General features: G+C 62.2%; 20 protein-coding genes and 1 pseudogene. 3 read left to right on the top strand and 18 right to left on the bottom strand.

All coding sequences use genetic code 11. The features are described from left to right. The 15 genes from ACOAPY_RS11185 to ACOAPY_RS11115 all read right to left on the bottom strand — a co-directional run bounded on the left by ACOAPY_RS11185 (position 1) and on the right by ACOAPY_RS11115 (position 14,445). Positions 1–321, bottom strand: a complete 321-nt coding sequence (locus tag ACOAPY_RS11185; RefSeq protein WP_465153313.1) for a hypothetical protein — start codon at positions 319–321, stop codon at positions 1–3. A 113-nt stretch (positions 322–434) separates the two neighbouring features. Continuing rightward, a complete protein-coding gene (locus ACOAPY_RS11180; RefSeq protein WP_203792225.1) occupies positions 435–947 on the bottom strand; it encodes a phage baseplate assembly protein V in 513 nt (170 codons plus the stop codon). Beyond that, positions 944–2,083: a hypothetical protein gene (locus ACOAPY_RS11175; RefSeq protein ID WP_465153312.1), complete on the bottom strand. Its 1,140-nt coding sequence runs from the start codon at positions 2,081–2,083 to the stop codon at positions 944–946. The genes ACOAPY_RS11180 and ACOAPY_RS11175 overlap by 4 nt, the downstream gene beginning before the upstream one ends. Continuing rightward, positions 2,080–2,439, bottom strand: coding sequence for a hypothetical protein (locus ACOAPY_RS11170; RefSeq protein WP_465153311.1), 360 nt, complete (start codon positions 2,437–2,439; stop codon positions 2,080–2,082). Before ACOAPY_RS11170 ends, ACOAPY_RS11175 begins: the two co-directional genes overlap by 4 nt. Then, positions 2,436–3,092 carry a hypothetical protein gene (locus ACOAPY_RS11165; RefSeq protein ID WP_465153310.1) on the bottom strand — a complete coding sequence of 219 codons (657 nt, stop codon included), beginning with the start codon at positions 3,090–3,092 and terminating at the stop codon, positions 2,436–2,438. Before ACOAPY_RS11165 ends, ACOAPY_RS11170 begins: the two co-directional genes overlap by 4 nt. 81 nt (positions 3,093–3,173) lie before the next feature. Continuing rightward, positions 3,174–4,301 (bottom strand): eCIS core domain-containing protein, encoded by a 1,128-nt coding sequence (locus ACOAPY_RS11160; protein ID WP_465153309.1) that lies wholly within the window; start codon positions 4,299–4,301, stop codon positions 3,174–3,176. Between the two features lie 166 nt (positions 4,302–4,467). Further along, on the bottom strand, positions 4,468–5,844 hold the full coding sequence (locus tag ACOAPY_RS11155; RefSeq protein ID WP_465153308.1) for an eCIS core domain-containing protein: 1,377 nt from the start codon (positions 5,842–5,844) through the stop codon (positions 4,468–4,470). 14 nt (positions 5,845–5,858) lie between these two features. Continuing rightward, positions 5,859–7,373 (bottom strand): eCIS core domain-containing protein, encoded by a 1,515-nt coding sequence (locus ACOAPY_RS11150; protein ID WP_465153307.1) that lies wholly within the window; start codon positions 7,371–7,373, stop codon positions 5,859–5,861. Continuing rightward, complete coding sequence (locus tag ACOAPY_RS11145; RefSeq protein ID WP_465153306.1) at positions 7,370–7,630, bottom strand: hypothetical protein; 261 nt, start codon at positions 7,628–7,630, stop codon at positions 7,370–7,372. The genes ACOAPY_RS11150 and ACOAPY_RS11145 overlap by 4 nt, the downstream gene beginning before the upstream one ends. After that, positions 7,627–9,525 (bottom strand): ATP-binding protein, encoded by a 1,899-nt coding sequence (locus ACOAPY_RS11140; RefSeq protein WP_465153305.1) that lies wholly within the window; start codon positions 9,523–9,525, stop codon positions 7,627–7,629. Before ACOAPY_RS11140 ends, ACOAPY_RS11145 begins: the two co-directional genes overlap by 4 nt. Beyond that, complete coding sequence (locus tag ACOAPY_RS11135; protein ID WP_465153304.1) at positions 9,522–10,832, bottom strand: Pvc16 family protein; 1,311 nt, start codon at positions 10,830–10,832, stop codon at positions 9,522–9,524. Before ACOAPY_RS11135 ends, ACOAPY_RS11140 begins: the two co-directional genes overlap by 4 nt. After that, positions 10,829–11,632, bottom strand: coding sequence for a hypothetical protein (locus ACOAPY_RS11130; RefSeq protein WP_465153303.1), 804 nt, complete (start codon positions 11,630–11,632; stop codon positions 10,829–10,831). Before ACOAPY_RS11130 ends, ACOAPY_RS11135 begins: the two co-directional genes overlap by 4 nt. Next, positions 11,629–12,315, bottom strand: coding sequence for a hypothetical protein (locus tag ACOAPY_RS11125; protein ID WP_465153302.1), 687 nt, complete (start codon positions 12,313–12,315; stop codon positions 11,629–11,631). Before ACOAPY_RS11125 ends, ACOAPY_RS11130 begins: the two co-directional genes overlap by 4 nt. A gap of 4 nt (positions 12,316–12,319) precedes the next feature. Further along, entirely contained in the window at positions 12,320–12,844 is a 525-nt protein-coding gene (locus tag ACOAPY_RS11120; protein WP_076426698.1) for a phage tail protein, read from the bottom strand. An 11-nt stretch (positions 12,845–12,855) separates the two neighbouring features. After that, entirely contained in the window at positions 12,856–14,445 is a 1,590-nt protein-coding gene (locus ACOAPY_RS11115) for a phage tail sheath family protein (RefSeq protein WP_465153301.1), read from the bottom strand. 1,433 nt (positions 14,446–15,878) lie between these two features. On the opposite strand from ACOAPY_RS11115, the gene ACOAPY_RS11110 reads away from it, so the two are divergent. Then, positions 15,879–16,439: a hypothetical protein gene (locus ACOAPY_RS11110; RefSeq protein WP_021221925.1), complete on the top strand. Its 561-nt coding sequence runs from the start codon at positions 15,879–15,881 to the stop codon at positions 16,437–16,439. Positions 16,440–16,590: 151 nt separating this feature from the next. On the opposite strand, the gene ACOAPY_RS11105 is transcribed toward ACOAPY_RS11110, so the two are convergent. Further along, positions 16,591–17,388: an inositol monophosphatase family protein gene (locus ACOAPY_RS11105; protein WP_081672366.1), complete on the bottom strand. Its 798-nt coding sequence runs from the start codon at positions 17,386–17,388 to the stop codon at positions 16,591–16,593. Between the two features lie 432 nt (positions 17,389–17,820). Between ACOAPY_RS11105 and ACOAPY_RS11100 the strand changes: the two are divergent. Together ACOAPY_RS11100 and tnpC are read left to right on the top strand one after the other, a co-directional pair. After that, positions 17,821–18,156, top strand: a pseudogene (locus tag ACOAPY_RS11100) (Tn3 family transposase); the annotation flags it as partial. After that, entirely contained in the window at positions 18,156–18,518 is a 363-nt protein-coding gene (tnpC, locus tag ACOAPY_RS11095; RefSeq protein WP_003117279.1) for a Tn3 family transposase post-transcriptional regulator TnpC, read from the top strand. The pseudogene ACOAPY_RS11100 and the gene tnpC, both read left to right, overlap by 1 nt. A 29-nt stretch (positions 18,519–18,547) precedes the next feature. On the opposite strand, the gene ACOAPY_RS11090 is transcribed toward tnpC, so the two are convergent. Together ACOAPY_RS11090 and ACOAPY_RS11085 are read right to left on the bottom strand one after the other, a co-directional pair. After that, the gene (locus tag ACOAPY_RS11090; RefSeq protein ID WP_021221928.1) at positions 18,548–19,402 is read right to left on the bottom strand and encodes a sterol desaturase family protein; all 855 of its coding nucleotides are present in this window, start codon (positions 19,400–19,402) and stop codon (positions 18,548–18,550) included. 73 nt (positions 19,403–19,475) lie between these two features. Beyond that, the gene (locus ACOAPY_RS11085) at positions 19,476–20,210 is read right to left on the bottom strand and encodes a helix-turn-helix domain-containing protein (RefSeq protein ID WP_003117280.1); all 735 of its coding nucleotides are present in this window, start codon (positions 20,208–20,210) and stop codon (positions 19,476–19,478) included. Between the last annotated feature and the right edge of the window lie 307 nt (positions 20,211–20,517).

The following is a 20,517-nucleotide window of genomic DNA, read 5'->3' as shown; positions in this document are numbered from 1 at the left end:
TCAGCTCCCTATCACGCGGGTCTGCGCCGCTACCTGCAGCAGCGGCGTGCCGTTGGGCGCGCAGACCGCCTGGCTGTCCATCAGCACCAGCGGCTGGCCGTTGGACATGACCCGCAGCGCCGCCACCACCCATTGCCCGGTGATGCAGGGCACCGGGCTGCCGGAGACATTGAACGGGCAACCGGCGACCAGGTAGAGCGCGCTCATCAGCACGGTCGGCTGGCCGCTGACCAGTACCCGCGGGTTGGGCGCGGTGGGGGTGGCGGTGCCGCCGTGGGCGCAGAGCACGCTGGCGCCGACATGCAGGAGGGGGCCGGGCATCTCAGCAAGCCTCCGTGAGCCACGGGGCATGCTGCTGCGTTGCGTGTCTGTCCATATCTGCCTCCTTGTTCCACATTCCACGGGAACTGCAATCGACCGCCCGCATGGGCGGCCTAGATCACCGTCAGCGCGCCGTTGTTGATGGTGACTGCCGGTCCGATCAGGGTGAGCATGGCGCCCTTGCCGTTCTGGATGTAAATGCCGGTGTCGTTGACTATCAGGGTGGCGCCGGTGGCGCTCTTGAGCATGATTCCGCCGGTGGGGCCGGGCAGGTCGGAGATGGTCAGGCCGTTCTGCAGCGGGGTCTGCAGGGTGATGGCCGACAATCCTGGTGGAGTCAGGCGGGCCAGGGCCGGGATCTCCGCCGCGCTGCCCCAGAAGCAGCCGACCCAGATCGGGTGGTCCGGGTTGCCCTGCTCGAACTCCACCCACACCCCGGAGCCGATCATCGGCAGCGCCAGCATGCCGTTCTGGATGCCGGCCACCGGCACGCAAGGCATGGCCCAGCTGGTCGGCACCAGCCCGGCGACATCCGGCACCTGCACCTGCAGGCGGCCTTGCTGCATGGGGTCGATGTTGTTCAACACCATGCCGCGATACTTGCCGTAGTAGCGTTGCTGGCTCATGCGGGCACCGTGGGCGTGATGGAGATGAGGCCGTTGCGGCTGAGGTTGAAGCTCTGGGTGAACTTGCCGCGGGCCAGGGTGCTGGTGACGCTGCTGACGTAGTACAGGCCGTCGTAGGCGACCCCGGCGCCGCGCACCCCGACCAGCTTGCGCGGGCGCAGGATGCGGCCGTAGCGCAGCACGTCGAGGCTGCCGGTGGCGGTCACCGCATCCTGGGATTTCTTCGCCTCGGCCAGGCCTGCCGAGATGGCCTGCATCGGGTTCATCTTGGCCGTGTCCTTCATCATCTTGATGTTGGCCAGCGGCGTGGACAGCACGCCCAGCGGCGGCTGCAGCGGATTGAGGTTGGGAATAGGGATGGGAATCGGCACCCGGGTCATCTGGTTCTGGATGAACACCACCGGCAGCACGCCCTTGGTCGGGTCGAAGCTGAAGTTCAGCGACTCGACGTTGGTGTGCGCGTCCATGTCGATGTTCAGAGCCGGCTGCGGTGGGCCGACTTTGATCTCCGGGCCGAAGTAGGCGATGTTGGTCAGTGGTACCTCGCCCGGCTCGATGTAGAACACATGGCCGACTTCTTCGGCCAGCTGGCGGATATAGGCCAGGTCGGTGCCCTGCTGGGCGGGAATGCGCTCAATCGGAATCGGCACATCCGTGAAGAACGACGGGATCGGCAGGGGAATGATGCCGAACGCCGCGTATTTGGCGCAGATCAGCGCCACCCGCGCCTCGATCGGCATGGCCGGGTAGGGCATCCCGGAGAAGTCGATCAGGTCCATGACCTTGGTCAGGTCCTCGCCGGTGATGGTGATGCTGCCGGGCTGGCGGTTCTGCCCGGCCTGCACCTCGACATTGGTCAGCAAGCCGTCGAACAGCGGCTGCGGTCGCCCGCCCAGGGTGACGATCAATACCACCCGCAGCGGCGGCGTGCCTGGGCTGGTGTTGTTGCCCACGGCGATCAGGAACAGGGTGTTGAGCTCGGACTTGCTGTTGACCTTGAAGCGCAGCTGGAAGCCGCTGGTCCCCTCGCTGGCGCTGGTCACCGTGACCTCTTCAAGGGCGTCGATCAGCATGGCCGGTACCGGCAGCGGAATGATCGGGCCGATCAACAGGCTCAGGTGCACGGCGTTGCTCATGAGTCCTCTCCTGGCACGCCTTCCGGCAAGGTGATGCGCAGCGTGCGGCCGACCGTTTCGGTCAGCTCGTCCGGGCGCAGCGCGCCGTTGCCGTCGCACAGTCGCCAGTACTGCTGTGGGTCGCCCAGATAACGCGCGCCCAGGTTGTCGATGCGGTCGCCAACCGCCACGCGATATTCGCTCAGGGTGGCGAAGTGCTCCGGCGGCGGCACGAAACGCCGCCGTACATAGCTCAGCACCTCGCCGTCGGCGCGGGTCCACTGGGCGATGTCCAGGCCGTGGTAACGGCTGTCCGGGGCGAAGGCCGGCGCGGTGATGGCGTTGGCCTGCAGGAAGGCCTTGAGCGGATCGGTCATGGCAGGCCTCCGATGCCCAGTGCGTCGAAGCCAAAGGTGGCGGCCTTGCCGGCCAGCTTCTCGCGCGATTGCAGATAGGCCATGAACAGTCCACCGCCCTTGTGCCCGAAGCCGAGGTCGTCGATCGAGAGCACGCGCAGGCTGAGGTTGCAGGTGGCGTTGATTGGGTTGAGCTGCGGGTCGAAGGCTTCCTCGGCGATGGAGAAGTCGGTCACCCGCACTGGAACGATGCGCTTGGCGCCCCAGACGAACAGCACCAGTGACGACTCCATCGGCGCTATCTCCAGGGTGCCGGCCGCCGCCAGCGCATTGCCGGCCAGCAGATCGGCCGCCGCCGGATTGATCAGCGACTCCAGCACCGCCAGTTGCGGCGCGATGCCGGCATCCACCACGGCCTGATGCCGCTCGGGAAACTGCAACTGGTCGGCGGCATCGATTTCCGCCTCCAGCTGAAAGGTCTCTACCGCCGGGCCCTTCAGACGCAGGGCCTCCGCGCGATCGGCGCCTTCACCGGCGCCCTGCACTTGCAGGCTGCGGGTGAGCTTCTCCGGGTTGTACTGCAGGGCGATCACCCGGCGTACTCGAGCCGACTGCGGGTCGATCATGACCAGGCCGGCTTTGATCAGTCGCGGGGAACTGCTGAGGCCGCTCATCTGGTACGCCTCTGGTTGCCTAGCTGCTGTGCGTCGATCCTGCATGCTGTCTTCATTGCGCTCTCCTTGTGCCGCGGGTCGCTATTCGCAGCTGCTGTGTCTGGCGTAGCTGCGGGTATAGCTGCCGCTGACCTCGACCGTGGTGACATTTGATCTGGCGTTGTCGAAGATGATTTTTGAGGCTCCCCGGTGCAGCCGGACACAGCCGTGGGAGGCAGGGTGGCGGGGCACGCTGGAGTAGTAATGGAAGCCCACGCCGTCGCGCTGGAAGCCGCTGAAATTCTCCAGCCCCAGGCGCGAGGTCACACAACTCTGTGCACCCAGCGTGAATGTCCCTATGGGGGTGCAGCAGCTTCCGCCGGTTCTGCTGTGGGCGGCGTTGTTGCAGCTGGTCTGGCCAGTTACTCCGGCTCCGGTGGTGCAGTTGATAACGCCGTCACCGGTGGCAGCCAACACGTTTCGCTCGGCTTCCGCGACGCTGGGGCCGGTCCAGTCCAGGGTCACCCGCTGGTTGGTCAGCGAGACATTGATCTTTCTGATGTAGGTAGCCGGAAAGTCCAGTGGCTGGGTGCTTGGGTGTTCGTTGACCTCGCCTCGGCAGATGGTCGACTGGTACAGCTGCCAGCCGATGGGTGCCGGCGAGATGTTCGGCGGCGCATCCTGCAGTTGGGGCGGCTGTCGTGATGTCCGGGGGCCGTTTGTCGTCAGCGGCGCGCGGCCCTGTTGCACCACGTGGGTCAGTTCGTGGGCGAGCAGCGCCTTAGGGCGGCTGGTGGCGACTTGCTCGGATAGGTAAATGTGGTTGCTGCGTGTAGCCGCCAGGGCATTGATCTCGCGGGTGTAACGATGAGCCTGGCTGTCGTTGTGGATGCGTACCGAGGAGAAGTCCCGACCGAAGAAAGCTTCGAAGGGGCGACGCTCGGCGACGGGCAGGGCAGCGCCACCTTCAGCCGAGGAGGGGGCGTGGCTGACTGCTTCCACTCGCGCATCTGCACGCTTGGTCAGCACCTCACCACCACCGCCCGGCTCGTCGAGATTGCTCTCGGCCGTTTCATTGACCGAGCCACCACCTTTCTGCTGCTGTGCGCCCTCTGGCGTGGGGGCAAGCGCTTGCTCGTCGTCCTTCTTCAGCACCGCCAAAGGCGCGCTGGAGGTAGTGGGCCTCTGCGCATCGTGAGCGAAGCCGGAGCGGGTGAAGCGATCGGCCACCTGATCCGCTTCGTTCTCCAATCGCTGCCGTTGCGAGTGGCTGAGCAGGGAGGGTTCTCGGCCTCTGGGACTGCGCGAATGTACGCGCTCCTTGCAGCTTTCGCACTGGCTGCAGGGCGCCGCTTTGTTACATGAACCCATGATCGCTCCTGCTTCCGCTCTGTAATTAGGGTTTCTCGAAGGAAACCGTTGAGTTGTGATCGCGGCGCATGACCAAGGTGATGTGGTCCATGACCGCGCCTAGATGCCGGGAAGAATTGCGCCTGATATCGTGATAGAGCACGACTATCTTCGGCGCAGAAGGAGTGGAAACCCGCCAGCCATTGGCGGCCAGGGTGCGCAAGCCATCGGTGACATTGGTCTTGAGCTGCGCCAGCGACAACTCACCTCCCGGATCGCCGTCTATGTCCCAGAGCAGATTGGTCAGACTAAGCGCGGAGTAGGTTGCGCGTACCGCTGGGTCCGAACTACCGAAAGGCGGCCTGACTAGCGTGGTTTGCACTCCGGGCTCGGTCTCGGTAGCAGTGGTATCGCGGATGAAGTCGCGGGCCCCCGCCAGCTCGCCGCGCAGGCGCCCGGCGGCTTGGGCCGTAATGTGCGACTCGTGGTCCCGGGTGCCTCCGGTGTGGATGCCGATAGCATGGCCTTCGGCATGCATGCGGCGGATCAGTTGCCTGCCAACTCGCGTGTTGCCGCGAATGGGCCGGCCATCACCGCCCTGCGCATGGGTCTGAATGAAGAATCCCGCCTTGGCATGTTTATCGCGCAGGGTGTCGAGAACCTTTTCAGTTCGGTTGTTGCCGGTACCCAGGGCTGCCGCATGTGGGCCATCGTCGAAGGTCAGGGAAACTATCCGGCGGGTGGGTGAGGCGCTACCAGCCTGCTTCGATTCCTGTAGCGGCGCTGCTTGTGGCGGAGCATCATCCGAACCATCCCCAGTGCGCTGCACAAGCCGGTTCCCCGCAGCAGATGCACCCTGCTGTACGACATGCGCCAACTCGTGGGCCAGTAATGCCCGCCCGCTGAGGCTTTCCGGCGCATAGCGTCCCTGAGCGAACACCACATGCGGGCCCACGGTGTAGGCATGGGCTGCGACATCTCGTGCCGAGCTGGCCGCGGCATTGTCGCGATGCACCCGAACCTGGGCGAAATCATGGCCAAATCGTGGCTCAAAAAAGTCTCTGGTGGCACTGGATAGCGGTTCCCCGGAGTCCTGCAAGGTTCTACTCACGCTGGCTGGCGCCAGCGCGCGGGTGGCGGTGCCACTGGCAACGCGGCTGAGGCGAGGGAGTGTCGAGCCCTGAACGCTCGCCTTGCCCGTCCCGCCAAGCACTTGCGTGGCGGCTCGGTCGGCCTCCTGCTCCAGTGGGTCATCAGTTGCCCCCACCGCCAATCGGGTCTGCATCCATGGCGGCAGGGCAAGACGTCCGAACGCGCTGTCCGCACCTTTGCTGTAGGCCTGATTGCCGTAGCCCCCCCTGTGTTGCAAAGGCTTCGTCGCGCTGGCCGGAGCTGCTGGGCTCAGATTAGTCCTGGCGCTCATCGTCACACCTGCTGTCAGGGAGCGGGATACTGGTCACTGAAGTCTCCTTTCTTCTTGCAGGCATTCTGCGCATCCGTCGCGGTAAAGCTTTGCCAGGCGGAGCCATCCCAATAGGTCACGGTTCCGCCCTGATAGATGCCCGGTTGCGGACCGGTCTGCCCCTTGTGATGCGACTCCGCGATCGCCTTCCAGATGGAGATGATCGCGGCCACATCGACAGGGTCATCGATCAGCAGGGGACGGTTGAGCTCGTTGAGGCGTTTGGTCAGATCGGAGCGTACGGCTCCACCATCGATAGGCGCCGACTTGCGGTAGCCAAGGATCACCGCATTGGGAAACAGGCTGCTGAACACCGCTGTCGCTTCCTTGCACAGGGTTGCGCAGCTGGTGCTGATCATCAGCTTCACATTGGCGAAGCCTCCCGCCTTGTCGACGTAGCGCAGATCAAAACCACTGGTCTCGTCGCCGTCGGCGAACAGGCCGGGGGCCTTGTACTGGGCATACTGATGGCCGCGGAAGTACACGATGTCGGTACGTGCCAGGTCGCCTTTTTCCTTGTCGGCGGCCGCTTTGGCGCGCTTCTTGTGTGTCTTGCCTTCTTCAGACAGCTCGAAGGTGCTGGACGACAGTGATTCGCTGGCACCGAGCTTGTTCAAGTGGGTTTTGACGTCCGACGCATACCCGGGATAGAAACCGACATAGCCACCGAAGGCGGTTCCGGCCGAGCTCCAAGCCGCATCCGCCTTGCTCTTGGTGATAGTACTTTCCAGGTCGCTCCGGACCTGCTTCTTCTGTTCCTCGCTGGCGCAGCGACGAATCGGCTTGAGGGCGCGGATCAGCGGCAGCATGTCGGTACTATCGGTGAAGTGCTTGGCTTGCGCCTTGACGGCCTTGCTGGCGGCATCGAAGTTGAATTTGCCGCACAGAGGGTCCGGGGTTGGGGCCGCTGGTTTCTTGGCAGGCTTGCGCCGCAGCGAAGGCGTCTGCTGGCGCACATGGGTGAGCTCATGGGCCAGCAGGCGCTTGCCCTCGTGACTACCGGGCGCATATTGCCCCGGAGCAAACACCAGGTCCTGACCAACCGTGTAAGCGCGTGCACCGACTGCCCGGGTCGACTCGGCGGCCTTGTCGTCCGCATGGATCCGCACACGGGAGAAATCATGTCCCAGACGCTGCTCGAAGAAGCTCTTCTCCGCAGCCGCAAGTGGCTGGCCGGGTGTTTTCAATGCCTGCTGCACCACTGCGGGGGGCTGAACTCCAGCAACACTTTGGCCCGCTCGAGGGGGCGGCAGTGGTTCTGCGGCCTCCGTAGACTGCGACCCGGTCACGCGCTCGGCAACGCGGTCGGCCTCGCGCTCGTATGGATCGTCGACAGGTCCGATTTCCAGCCTCGGCTGCAGCGCGCGGGCACAATCCTCGCATTCCCCGGTCAGCGCCGAAGCCTCGCCACCACAGGCGCACTTGCGCTGCAACAGCAGTCTGGAGTGCTCGTCGGGCGGGCTGAGGGTTTCGAACCTGCCGGTATTCATGACTCACCTCCAGGACTGCCAGGCAGCACATGGGGAGCCACCGCGCGCGCCAACTCCGCGGCGTTGGCGCGCTCCTGAATTCGCACGGCCGGTGGCCGGTAAGAGGCCCGGTGACCGGTGTCGAGAAGGCTTTGCCCGCCACTTTCGACGAGCATCTGGTGCAGTTCGGCGCGCAAGGCGGTGGCAAAAGCCTCGGCATCACTCGAGTGAATGCCACGCAGTAGCAAACGGTCGATATGCAGCACGATGCGGCTCATACCCACCCCCGCGTTTCCGCATCGGAAATCGGCTTGTCGCGTTTGGCTGCCTCGATATGCGCGGCGCGCAGCAGGTGGCGCATGCCGACCGGAGTTCCCGCCTCTGCGGCGAGGAAGGCGGCGGCCAGCGCTATGTTGCGGATGGTGCCGCCGGGCACGGCAAGCCGTGCCAGCTTGCGATAGTCCAGCTGGTCCAGCGGTGTCGCAGGGGGGAACACACCGTGCCAGAGCGCTTCGCGCTGGGCCTCGTCGGGGAAGGGGAAGTGCACCACGAAACTCAGGCGGCGAGAGAAGGCGGCATCCAGCGCGGCCTTGTGGTTGGTGGTGAGAATCGCCAGGCCGCGATATGACTCCATGCGCTGCAGCAGGTAGCTGACCTCGATGTTGGCGTAGCGGTCGTGACTGTCCTTGACCTCGCTGCGCTTACCAAACAGCGCATCGGCCTCGTCAAACAGCAGGATGGCGCCGAGCTCCTCTGCACTGTCGAAGACCCTGCGCAGGTTCTTCTCGGTCTCGCCGATGTACTTGCTGACCACGGCAGACAGATCGATGCGGTACAGCGCCAAGCCAAGCGTGCTGGCCAGGACCTCGGCGGCCAGGGTCTTGCCGGTACCAGAGTCGCCCCAGAACAGAGTGGCGATGCCCAGCCCGCGTGAACTCTTGCCGGCAAATCCCCAGTCGTGGTGCACGGTGAGGCGATGGCGCGCATGCATGGCGATCTGCTGCAGGATGCGGCACTGAGCCTCGGGTAGTACCAGATCGTCCCAGTCTGCCCGCGGCTCTATGGGTTGGGCCAACTCACTCATGCCGGGTGTGTCGGTCCGGCAGGCGCGATGCACGACCTTAAGATCAACCTCCGAGCCAAGCCTTGCGGCAATGCTGCTGATGCGTCGGGCGCCGAGCCGGTATTGTCCGGCCAGACTGTCGATAACCGGTGCCAGATCGGCGCCCCGTTGGCCAAGCGCAACCTGCCAGAGTCGGCGCTGCTCGGGGACCTCGGGGCGGTCCACGCTGAACGCCTCGCCGTCCAGCGCCGTGGGCACACGTGAGGCGATAATCAGCAGGCCACCGAGACGCTCGACAAAGCGCTCGAGCACCTTGCTGTCGTCATCGCGCAGTTCGATCAGCAAGGCACTACCGAGCATGACGGCCTCGCGCTGCCACAGCGTGGCCAGAGCGGCCTGCTCGTGCGCCGTCGTGGGGATGTCTGCGGCACGCAGGCAGTACAGGGTCAGTCCCAGGCGCCTGGCAATATCGGCGGCGACATCCTGCTGGCCCTGCGAGTCATCGCCGGACAACAGAATCGCCCGTGGCAATCCTCCATCGCGTTGCAGTCTGCTACAGGCATCGATGCAGACCTCAGCATGTGCATGGCTCATAAGCGCCGCGGGTGACAGGGGCTGGAGCAGGGGCTGCAGGCGTTGATCCAGAGCATTGATGCCGGCCAGGTAGTGCAGAACGCGCTCGTCCATGCGCACCCGTGAGCCTGTCAGCCCGGCGCTCTCGTCCAAATCCAACAGGCGCCAGCGCCGCAGTGGTTCGGCAGGAGACATGGCATCCCAGTGCGCGGCGGGCAAGGCACTCATGGCCAGACCGAAGGTGGCCCAGGGACGATTGGGCTGACCGCTGACCTGGGCACAGAGCAGGCCCAGCGCGGCGTCCATCTCTACACCCGCGACCAGGAGCAGAAGATCGCGTTCGAAGCCGCTCAGCTCGAACAGGTGCGCCAGCGTGTCGATAGCGGGTGGGACACTCATCGTTGCCCGCAGACCGTCGATCGAGGCCTGCAAATCCTTGCCATCGCTTCCGTCGAGCAAGGCGCGTAGACGGGCGAACTCGGCCACCAACAGTTGCTGGTTGGCCGTGCTCCAGTCCAAACCGGCAGGCGCGTTCATGCGATGGTCAACCGTTGGTTGAGGAACACCGGCGGCGTGCTGGCGTAATCGACTATGGGGCTGTCGATGCCATCGATGCGCAGGCGCACCAGGTGCACGCCAGCCTCGGCATTCTCGATCAGGAAATCGAGGCTGGAGACCGGCGCAGTGAAGCTTTGTGGCACCACCTCGCGCTGACCGACCAGCAGGGTTGCGCGCTGTCCGGCGCGCAGTTCGGGGGTGAAGTCGATAGTCACCAGCGCATCGCCGTCACCATCGAGGAGTACGTTCTGCGGCAGATTGGTGATGTCCGGCGCCAGGGTGAAAGCCAGGCGATTGCTTTCCCGTGCGATGCTTTCGCTAGGGCGAATCAGGCGAGCGTTCGCCTCGTACACACCCACCGGGAAGTCGGCGGCGCGCGCCACGGGAATCAGCAGCTCCATCTGCGCCGCGCTGTTCACGCCGCCAGCCGCCAGCACATCGCTCACCTCGTAGCGCGGATTGCCAATGCGCACCTCACGGCTGGTGCCGTTCAGATGGTGGCCGCGCAGCACTATGCCGTGGCCGAGCCTTGCCACTGGCTGATTGGCGGCAGGTACTATGGCCTCCAGTGTCGGCAATGCGGGTACCAGGCTGGGTGAGGCCATCACGCCGCGTTCGCGACCCGATAGCGGGTTTACCTCGCCACGTGTCAGTACGGGCAGCGGGGCGAGGGCAGGGCGGGTGGCCTCGATCAGCACTACCGAGACCTGATAGGCGGCGGTGGGACGCAGGCTCGACTGGGTGGCCGACCACAGCTTGGAGCTTTCCTCGGTGTTGAGCGCCTGAGGGGTGACGCGCAGCATCTCCACCTGATCGGCCAGGCCACATTCGGCCAGGGCACGCAGCGCTGGTGGCAGTACCACACCGACGTCCGGTGATGGGCTGAGAGCGGTGCGAATCATCTCGCGGGTGATGATGGGAAACTCATGCATCAGTTGCATGGCATAGCCGAGCAGGATCTCGGCATGCAGGTCGCCGCCGCTGTAGGCGGAAATCAGGTAATACAGGTCGAGCGCCAGGGGTTGGTTGGTCAGCCGTTGCCTGCCGCTCGCGTCATGGGCTGGCAGGCCCTGGTTACGCCAGCTGGCATTGGGCATGACCTGATAGAGGAACAGATTGAGCTGGCTCGACTCGGTGCCATCGGCCGGCACCACGCGGTCCGGAGCCAGCACGCTGACGCTCACCGTGCTGCCCAGTACCCCGGCGACGTTGTGATTGACCAGGCCATCATTGAGCCGGTCGCGCAGCACGGCGGTGACGCCGGCGATGGCCAGGGCGGTACTCATGAGCCATCCCCCTTGCGCCTAGCCAGGTAGTCATCCAGAGAGAGCGGCGCCGCGCCCTTGCGCGATGGCTTGCTGGACGGTCTGGATTCCTGGATGGCGGTCACCTCGATACGGCCGATATGGATATGCACCTCGTCGGGCTCGCGTGCAGACAAAGCCGATGCGCTGGCAGAGTCCGCTGCTGCTTGAGCCGAGGCAGCTCTGGGCGGATTTGCCGGGAGCAGGGGGAGCGGTAGCACGAGCTTGTCCTGCATTCGCTCCGGCACGCGCAGCACGGCGCCAACCTCGCTGCCGGGGGCAGGGGGCAGCGACGGCTGGGCGGCGGGTTGCAGGGGCAACTCAACGGGCACTTGAGCGAGGGGGACCGGCGTTGATTGATCGTCTGGCGATTGCGACGGCAGCATGGCTGCAGGCGCAGCGGGACCGCGAATCTCGGCATGCTTCTCGGGCGCACTACCTGACAACCCAGTGGACTCGACGCGAAGGGTCACGCTGGGGCGATTTGTCAGAGGGGGTAGGGGAGCGATCCACTCTTCCTGCGTGGCTTTCTCGGCCTGCTCCTGGAAGAGCGCAGATGGAGCATGCCGAGTTGGCGGCGCAGCAGGCGCCACGCGTTGCGACGGGTCGGTCGGCTCCTGAGGTGACTGCCTGTCCGTGAGCGATGGCGACGCAGTGGCGAACTCTGGAGTGGGCTGCAGGCGTTCGGGTAGGGATTGATAGGGCAACCGTGCCGGCGAGTGCAGCGTCGTCCCGCGCTGTCCGGTGGCCTGTGCGGCTAGACGCATGAACAGGCCGGTCATGGCGCCACCCGGGCCAGATAGGCATTGCGCCGGGCTGGGCTCAGCGCGAGTATCTCGCTCTCGCTCCAACCGTAGGCCTGCGCCAGCCTATGTATGTCGTCGAGCAAATGGCGGCTGCTGGCTTCTATTTCTTCCCACAGGTAGGCGAGCAAATCTAGGCTGGCATCGTCGGTATACTCGCATGCAGGGCACTGGAAATTCAGTGAGATGTCCGCCCAGGGGTCGGCCGCCTCGATGGCGGCTTCGATGGCAGGTCGTAGCGCTTCATCGGGCGCATCGCCGGCGGTGCATTCGTGCAGCAGCCGGGCAGCGGCATCCGTCAGGTCGTGCATGCCGGCAATGCGCGCCAGATCACCAATTCCGGGGCAGCGAAAACGTTGACCGGCGACTTCCACCCACTCGGGAGGCCTTTCCATCGGTGGCAGCTGCTCCGGCAGCAGGATGAACTCCATGCGCTCGCCGCAGGCCGGACAATCCAGCCAGAGCGGCAGCTGCGTGCCGAAGCTGCGCCAGCGCAGGCGCATCAGCGCCGCGTTGCATTCTCCCAGGGGACGCTCGGCCAATTGCTCTACCGCCAGTTCCGGCGCCGCCTGGGCGAACAACAGCAGCGCGCGATCCAGGGGGTGGCGCACGGCGCCATGCTCCCAGAGCGTCAGGAGTTGTGCAGGAGTCAGCGGCAGCATGGCTTCAGGCCGGCTCGGTGAAGTTGGGCTCGGCAGGCTCGGTCACGTCGTAGTCACGCTCCCAACCCTCGTTCTCCAGCTTGATGGTCTGGATCGCCACGGCGTTGGCATTGGCATCCAGGTCCGGCAGCGCCTGGTACTCCGACACCCAGCAGCGGAACACCTTGTAGGCGAGGGCAAGTTGGCCGGCCTCGTTGTACACCTCGATGATCAGGTCCTTGCGGAAGTCCTTGAGCGAGACCTCGGCCCCGAGGCCGGCACCGAAATTCCATACCTTGTTGGCCCACTTCTCGAATTCGGTGTCGTGGGTGACGCCGCGCTCCAGGGTAATGGCCTCGAACTTGGTGCGTCCGGGCGACTTGCGCGAGGTGGAGGGGTCGCCACCTTCGCGGTGTTCGACCATTTCGGTGCTGCGCTTGAGCGAGCCGACCTTGCTGATGCCGGCAACGTATCGGCCGTCCCACTTAACCCGAAATTTGAAGTTCTTGTACGGATCGAAGCGCTGTGCGTTCACGCTGAACTGGGCCATGGTCTGTTCTCCTAGACGTCGATCTGTCCGGCCATCTGCTGCAGCTTGATGACCACGAACTCGGCGGGTTTGAGCGGAGCGAAGCCGACCAGGATGTTCACCACCCCGCGGTTGATGTCGCTCTGCGTAGTGGTTTCGCGGTCGCATTTGACGAAGTAGGCATCGCGTGGGCTGCTACCCTGGAAGGCGCCCTGGCGGAACAGGTCCTGCATGAAGGCGCCGATGTTGAGCCGAATCTGCGCCCAGAGCGGCTCGTCGTTGGGCTCGAACACGACCCACTGGGTGCCGCGGAACAGGCTTTCTTCCAGGAACAGCGCCAGGCGCCGTACCGGCACATATTTCCATTCAGAGGCCAATAGGTCGGCGCCGGCCAGGGTACGTGCGCCCCAGACCAGATGCCCGGCCACCGGAAAGGTGCGCAGGCAGTTGAGGCCGACGGGATTGAGCACGCCGTTCTGCCGGTCGGTCATGGTGTAGGTGAGGCCCTGTACCCCGGAGAAAGACGCGGCCAAGCCGGCTGGCGCTTTCCACACACCGCGCTGCACATCCGTGCGTGCCATGATGCCGGCGACCGCGCCGCAGGGCGCGAAGTCGGCCAGGCGGTTCTCGGACAGGGGATCAGCCATGCGCAGGCGAGGGTAGTAGACCGCTGCGTTGATTGCGTCGTCGTTGCCGACAGTGCCACGCAAACCGTTGACACCGGTCTCGGCATCGTCGATGGCGGTGCTCGGGCTGGCCGTCCAGGCGGCCGGTGGATCAATGATCAGCAGGGCCCGGCGATCCTGACAGTAACTGGCGGCAGCGGCCCAGGTGGCATCGGCCAGGTCGCTGTCGCGGGCCAGGGGAGGGATGCACAATAGGTTGAACAGGTCAGCTGCCTCCAGGGCGAAGATGCCGGTGCGCTGTGCCTGGTCACCGGTAATCTCGCTGTCGGTAATGGCCGAACCATCATCGCCTAGTGTTCCCTCTGTGGTTGCCGTGCCATCGGGGTTGGCGACAGTGGCCGTACCATCGTTTGGACTTTCGTCAGCAGGTGCGGAGGTACGCACATTGACCAGCGCGGACTGCTCGTTGAGTACCGTATCAACGAAACGCGGACTGAGCGGATCGACCGAGACATTGCGGAACACCTCTGAAGCCACCGCCACAGTGCCACCAGGGCGATCCAGTTCCTCGATCAGCAGGTTGAACAGCAACGGATCAGCCGTATCGCGTGTGTCATGGTCCACGCTGGCCTGTAGCCGGCTGCCCCAGGTACCCGGGCTGGCGGCCTCCAGCAGCAAGGAACCGGAGGCGGTTGCCAGATCCAGCGTGGCGGTACTGGCAGCGGCATCGCCACCGAAGACTCGGACGATCAGCGCATCGCTGCCGCCATGCTGGAAAAACTGCAGCACGGCATAACTCAGGGGGCTCGGCTGCCAAAGCCCGCCGAACAGGCGCGAATACTCGGCGAAGCTCTGTACGCGCACCGGATCGTTGACCGGCCCACGCAGCGCTCGGCCCACAAACGCGGTGATCGAGGTGGCGACGCCGGTGATGGTGCGCACGCCGCTGGGTACTTCTTCGATGTAGACGCCCGGATAACTCAGGTTGGATGGCATGAGTTGAACTCCTCAGAAGGAATCTGCGACCCGGCCTAATGCAAGATGGCGCGCAAACCGGGCGTTAACTACTCGGTGCACTGAGATCGATGCGGACAGACGAATGCGCGCAATCAGGAAAGACGAGCGTCCAGGCCCAAATGCGGCGGAGAGGAGAATGCGTGGCTTCCATCCATGAAAACTAGGCGGCAACGCGGACTGCAAAAGCCCGACTGGCCATATGGCCGATGATGCTGATTTCACACTAGGTCAGCGAAGCCGTGGCGCAATAGTGTCAAACTGCCTGCCTGACGAGAGGTATGATAGTTCGCATAATGTATATTATGTTAAATTATGGTTGTGTCTCAGACATAGCGGATAACGGCACGAAGTGATCTGAACTAAAGATTCGAATTTCTGGTAACTACAGATTAGAAACGGGAGTGAGCTCTCCGTTTCTAACCTTCAGTTCACTCCATGCCCTCCCGTTTCCAATCTTTGGTTCACGAAATAATCCCATTTCTAATCTTCAGCTCATGGATGACCTTTCCATTTCGAATCTTTGGTTCACCTGCCTCTCCGTTTCTAATCTTCAGTTCGCCAGCGCGTCCATTCGATTCGGCCACGCATCTCTCGATCAGTTGATCCCCTAGACACCCGGAACTAGCCTGAATCAGTACGACTCACGTCGCGCTCAGGTACGCACGCCGATTCCCTTATGGCTCTTAGGGCTCAGAGCCGGGATTAACGTCATGAAGATCGCGCCACAACCTCTTTTTGAGGTACTCACTCGTTTCAAGAAGCTCGAGTTTAAATCCCCAGAGCTGCGATATGAGCTACCTGAGGTGCGCGCGTTCCTGGAAGGGTTTCCGGCGGCGCTTCGCGCCAAGGAGGGATACGCTGCAGTAGGTGCTTTCCTAAAAACCCGCAGCGACAACGAGACAACATTCAACAGCTACCGAAATCATGCAGAGTGCTTACTTCTTTGGTCGCTCCTGGAGGCCCAGAAGCCGCTCCTCGAGTTAAACCACTCGGATAGCAAGAGCTTCATAGCATTCTGCCTTAAACCGCCGAACAGCTGGGTTGGGCCGGTCGTAAGGGGTAGGTTCACTCGCATTGGCAGTAGGATGGCGCATGAGTCAGACAGCTACATGGTCAATGGAGACTGGCGGCCGTTCAATTGGCACAGTCCAAAACGCGATCGATCTGCTTCCTCAGGATCCGCACCTCCTCCACTATCCGGTCCACCAGTGGGCCTATCTCAGGCAAGCCTTAATAAGTGCATATCTGTGTGCAAATGCCTCTTTGTCTATGCCGTTGGTGAGGATCTAACCAACGTCAACCCATTCGCATCTAGACGCCTTCCTACTCGTGGAGGCCGTATCCTGCGGAACGATGGAGCGCGTTCGCTGAGCAAGGATCAATGGCTATACGTGATTGATACAGCAGCTGGTATGGCTTCAGAAGACGTCCGACATGAGCGGACGTTATTCATCCTCGCCACCGTTTACGCCATGTACCTGAACGTATCCGATTTATCAGGTACAGGGCGCGACGCTCCGGCGATGAAGGATTTTCGCAGGGACGCTGCTGGTCTCTGGTGGCTCTATTTGCGTAAAGGCGGCCGGTTGATAGACAGAGTTCGTGCGCCGCAGGAGTACCTGGATGTTTACCTTGCACGTTACCGGCGCATTTTAAACCTACCTCCCCTGCCCTCCGACGACGAGGCCGTACCTCTACTATGTACCCTGAGAGGGCGACCGGGATTGTCCGACCACCACATCCGCGGACTCCTCCAGCCGGTGTTTGATTTAGCCCTTGTTCGAATGCGGCAGGACGGGTGGAGTGAAATGGAGGTTGATCAGTTACGATCGGCATCGCTCCAGTGGATCCGTAACACCTCTGCCAGGCTTGCCTCACCGAACCTCAATGTTTTGGAGTTACAAGCCGCTCTTCGCATCCGTGATGTAATCCGCTACACCGCCACGGTGCCTAATGAAGAAAGTGACAGCTAAGGGACCTGCTGCCCGCCTAAATCTGCAAATAAATCTGCAGAACAGCACATCTGCCGGCACTGGAACCCTTATTCTAGAGGCCTTAAGCTGTCATGGTGAAAAGTGCAAAAATATATGCATATTCATCAGTAAAGATCGTTCGTCCGAGCCCTCAAAAGAGCTTTCCCCACTCTCTGTGGGCTAACGCGCTACACACACTGGGGGCGCCACCAAAGCAACGTAGCGACACTATTTTCATCCGGGCCTCTGAGTCGTAAGTCACTGTTACGCCATCTTCGTTAAGCAACACACCGCCAGCCCCGATTAGCAGAGCATGGCCACCAACGACGTCATGAGCCGAGACCGGCACGAGAGAAATTCCCGCAATAGCGTCGCCGGCGGCTACGCGAGCCAAGCGATACGCAATGCTGGGGGAAGGAACAAAAGCTGCGGGCGCGCACAGCTCGGCGTTGAGTTCTGGCTTGTTAATTGCCGCAGTGCTCACCAGGACCTGGCAGCCCGCGTCCAGAGCTCGATGCGCAAGCTGAGCGCTCACTTTGTGGTTATTGCGGATAACGCTTCCGCAGCCTTCCGCCCATGAGATGCAATCGGGCCCCAGATCTGGAGTGACCGGTGCGTAGACCACACCGAGAACGGGCGTCGCATTGCGCAGAAGCCCTACTGAAACTGCAGATCCTTTATGCCCTTGTAGAAAATCGCTGGTTCCATCGTTGGGGTCTACAACCCAACAATACTCGTGGCCAGCCAGGCTGGAGCCTGTTTCTTCTCCCCAGAAATCGCATGGCAGAAGGTCAAGGAGCCCCCTGCGCAGTACCACTTCGATTTCGGCGTCTACTTCTGCCTTGTCGCCGTAGCCACGCGGCCCGCCTGGAAGATCCCACTCGGCTGCAAGGAGCTTCCCTGCCAACAGCACCTTCTCAGTGACGAGCTTTAGCAATTCCTGGTTCATGGTCGGGCACCTGCGCTAAAGACCCTGCACTCAGTGTTGCACATCTGTGGGGTTTGCTATGGGACTGCTCCCCTGCCCCCTTTACCAACTGTCGGATACCTGCTGGTAAGCGCTTACCAGCGGGGAAAGCGAAACGGATATCGAACACCGAAGACATGATGGGGATGTTGCTCCGCGTACCACATGATGTGCGACCGGCAAAAATCACGGAACGCCTCAGTCGTCCACAGCTGACGCAACTCAGATCTGGTTAGACGTAGTGAACCATCTTCTCTGTGCTTGGAGCTAAATACTCTTCCTGTGTACGGGTTGCGCTTCGGCCATGCCCGGTTTGCATTCCGAAGATGCCCTTGCGGTTTTGAGGGGTAAGCCTACAGCCAGTCACCAGTACGGAGCGCGAAGCTCCGTACTATGAGAAACCTTCGCGCCCAGTCCTTCGGTGGCGACGTGATCGCCGAGAACGATCCGGACGAGCAACAGAAGCGACTGCGCTACAACGACATGGTGGCCTCGTCGGTGATCCCGCAGAACACTGTGGACATGATGCGGATCCTGCAGAAATTGGCCCGCGAGGGCTGGCAGTTCACCGATGAAGATGTGTCCTTCCTCAGCCCCTACCTGACCAGCAACGTCAAGCGTTTCGGCGAGTTCAACCTCAAGCTCAACCGGCCGCCGGAGCCCTGGATCAAAGACTCGGTGTTCCAGCAGGCAGCCGGGTCCATCCGCACTGGCAAGCTCGGTACTGCGGAAACCGAGGAGATGACCTGATGAACATTCCTCCTGCGTCATTTCGCGTCACGCCCTACGGCGAGGTAGATGCCGAGGCGCTGGAGCGTTTGCATGACGACTACGACACCATCCAGTTGCTGCGTCTAGTCGATGGGCTGGATCTGCTGCTGAAGGAAATGAACAACATCGGCGGCCTCAGGGATGGCCTCCTGCGGGTACATGCCATGGCGAAAACGGTGCTCGATGGTGCGGCACTATCGGTGTCTGTGACGGAAGGCGGCAGTATCTGGGAGGAAGCCGAGTCGCTTGATGAGGATCTGGTGGAACTGGGCAATTGGCTGGCCAGTGTCAGAGTTCAACTGAAACCCTTGATCGAACTCATGCCGGTCGATCCTCATTAACCAGCTAGTCGCCAGCGACACCGAGCAAGCTACTGACTTCTGAACGGCTCGACAATCTGACCCACATAGCCTGTCGGATAGTCCCGGTCACGCAGTCCTACTTCGGCGCTGCTGGGCTTGCTTGCGCTGTCATAGAAGGTTCCAAGCAGTTGATCCCACACCAGCAAGAACTCACCAAAATTGACCTGCGCATCCTCGAAGTCGCGTTTGTGATGCCAGCGGTGTGTTTCTGCAACGCCGATGACGCGCCGTAGCCAGCCCAACGAGTAGTCCAGATTTGAGTGCTGGAAGGCCAAATGTACCGTCAGGATGCCGAACCAGGTGGCCACGAGTGCAGAAGGAGTGCCCATCGCAAAGAGCACGAGCAGCCCAGGCCCTGCCATGATGGCGGCATGCAACGGGTGCCGGCGCTCGCCGTTCATCCAGTAGAGCCGCTCAGCGCTATGATGTGGCTCATGCAAGCGCCACAGCCATGGAACCTGATGGCTGAAGCGGTGCATGGCGTACAAGCTAAGGTCCAGCACGGCGGCGACAATGACTAGCTGAGCCCACAGCGGTAACTCTGTTGGGAAGACACGGAACTCTGCGGGCACCCAATCGCCCAGCCGGGCCAGCACGGTCGCCGTAATCTGGATCACGGACAGGTTCACGACCATATGGATGATATCAGTAAGGGTATCCTGGTGGTCCTCCAACCAGTCGTCACGGAACGGCTGCACGCGTTCCAGCAGCGCCACCAGCAGAATCCCTAGGGCGGCAATGATCGGCGTGCTGGGCCAATACGGAATACCCGTGTAGAGCAACCAGATCATCCAAGCTGCGGCCCCGCCCAAGATTGTTGGGTAGCTGAGCCAGCGGATCATGAACCTGAGTGAATTGCCCATCGTGAAGCCCTCCCTGAGATGACTCCACTTTGTGCCAATCACCTGTGATGGCGCTTGAACAGAAAAGCTGAATTCAGCCTTTCAGACTGACATGACCCAAGGCAGATGAGGGGTCGAGGCCAAACAGGTCGCGGAAGGTGCGGGAAAAGTGGGCAGCGTCAGCGAAGCCGGCAGCGTGGGCGGCCGCAGTCAGGTTGGCGCCGCTGGCGATATGCTGGAGCGCTATGACCAGGCGATTCCATTTCCGGTAGCTGCGCAGCGGCAGACCGGTCTGTTCGACGAACCAATGTGAGAATCGGGTAGGCGACAGATGAACGCGCTTGGCCAACGCCTGCCTGCCATTAATCGGCTCTTTTAACGCAGCGAGGACCGACTGCAGTCGCGGATCGGAGGCCGGCGGAGTCGTAAGGTTGAGAACAAGGCGCACCATTTCCCGAATTTGCTGGGCTGACGGATCGGAGCTGCTCAGCAATTTTCGCAGCGATGCTGTATCGCCCATCTGAATCGGAGTGATGCCCTCCCCGATGTTATCGGGAAGTGCTCGCGCCTCATCGGACAGCGCGTCGAGGTAGATCGACAACACTTCGTCAGCTTCGATCTGATGGGCCACCCCTGCCCTGATGCAGATGGCCCTTGCCGTCACCGACGAGGATGTACACTTCACAGTCAAGCTGCCGTTCAAGCTGACGGTAATTTGATGCGCCATGTGGCTATGCCAATCTTGGCTACCCGCCTGCCCCAGAAAAATGCCCAGCCCGGGTGAAATCCAGGCTCTGCCATGCCAGCCGATACCCTGCGTTGCGTTCATTCAGCGGCACCTCAGGGTTCCACATCCCGCTGCATTTTGTGCACTAATGAGCTTTATAGCTAATTATAGAGTGATTATAGAATCCTCTTTGGCCTGAACTCTATCGCTTGCTCGATTGAAATCTCACCCGCTACAAAATCAGCTCGCCCTGTGAGACTAGACACTCTATTTGATCCAAATCAACGAAGTGCTGTTATCGTCAAAAGGAGCATTCATGGCTCGGGGGCAATCTGCTATCGTCGGCCTATTGCCCCGCCTGGTGAATTGCTGTGCGTCGGATTGGATTGATCCTGCTAATGATTGCTAG

Source organism: Pseudomonas stagnisoli (genome assembly GCF_048595745.1).
Taxonomy (GTDB): Bacteria; Pseudomonadota; Gammaproteobacteria; order Pseudomonadales; family Pseudomonadaceae; genus Aquipseudomonas; species Aquipseudomonas alcaligenes_A.
Note: the sequence above shows the minus strand (reverse complement) of the source record. Positions and strands in the feature narration are given on the sequence as shown.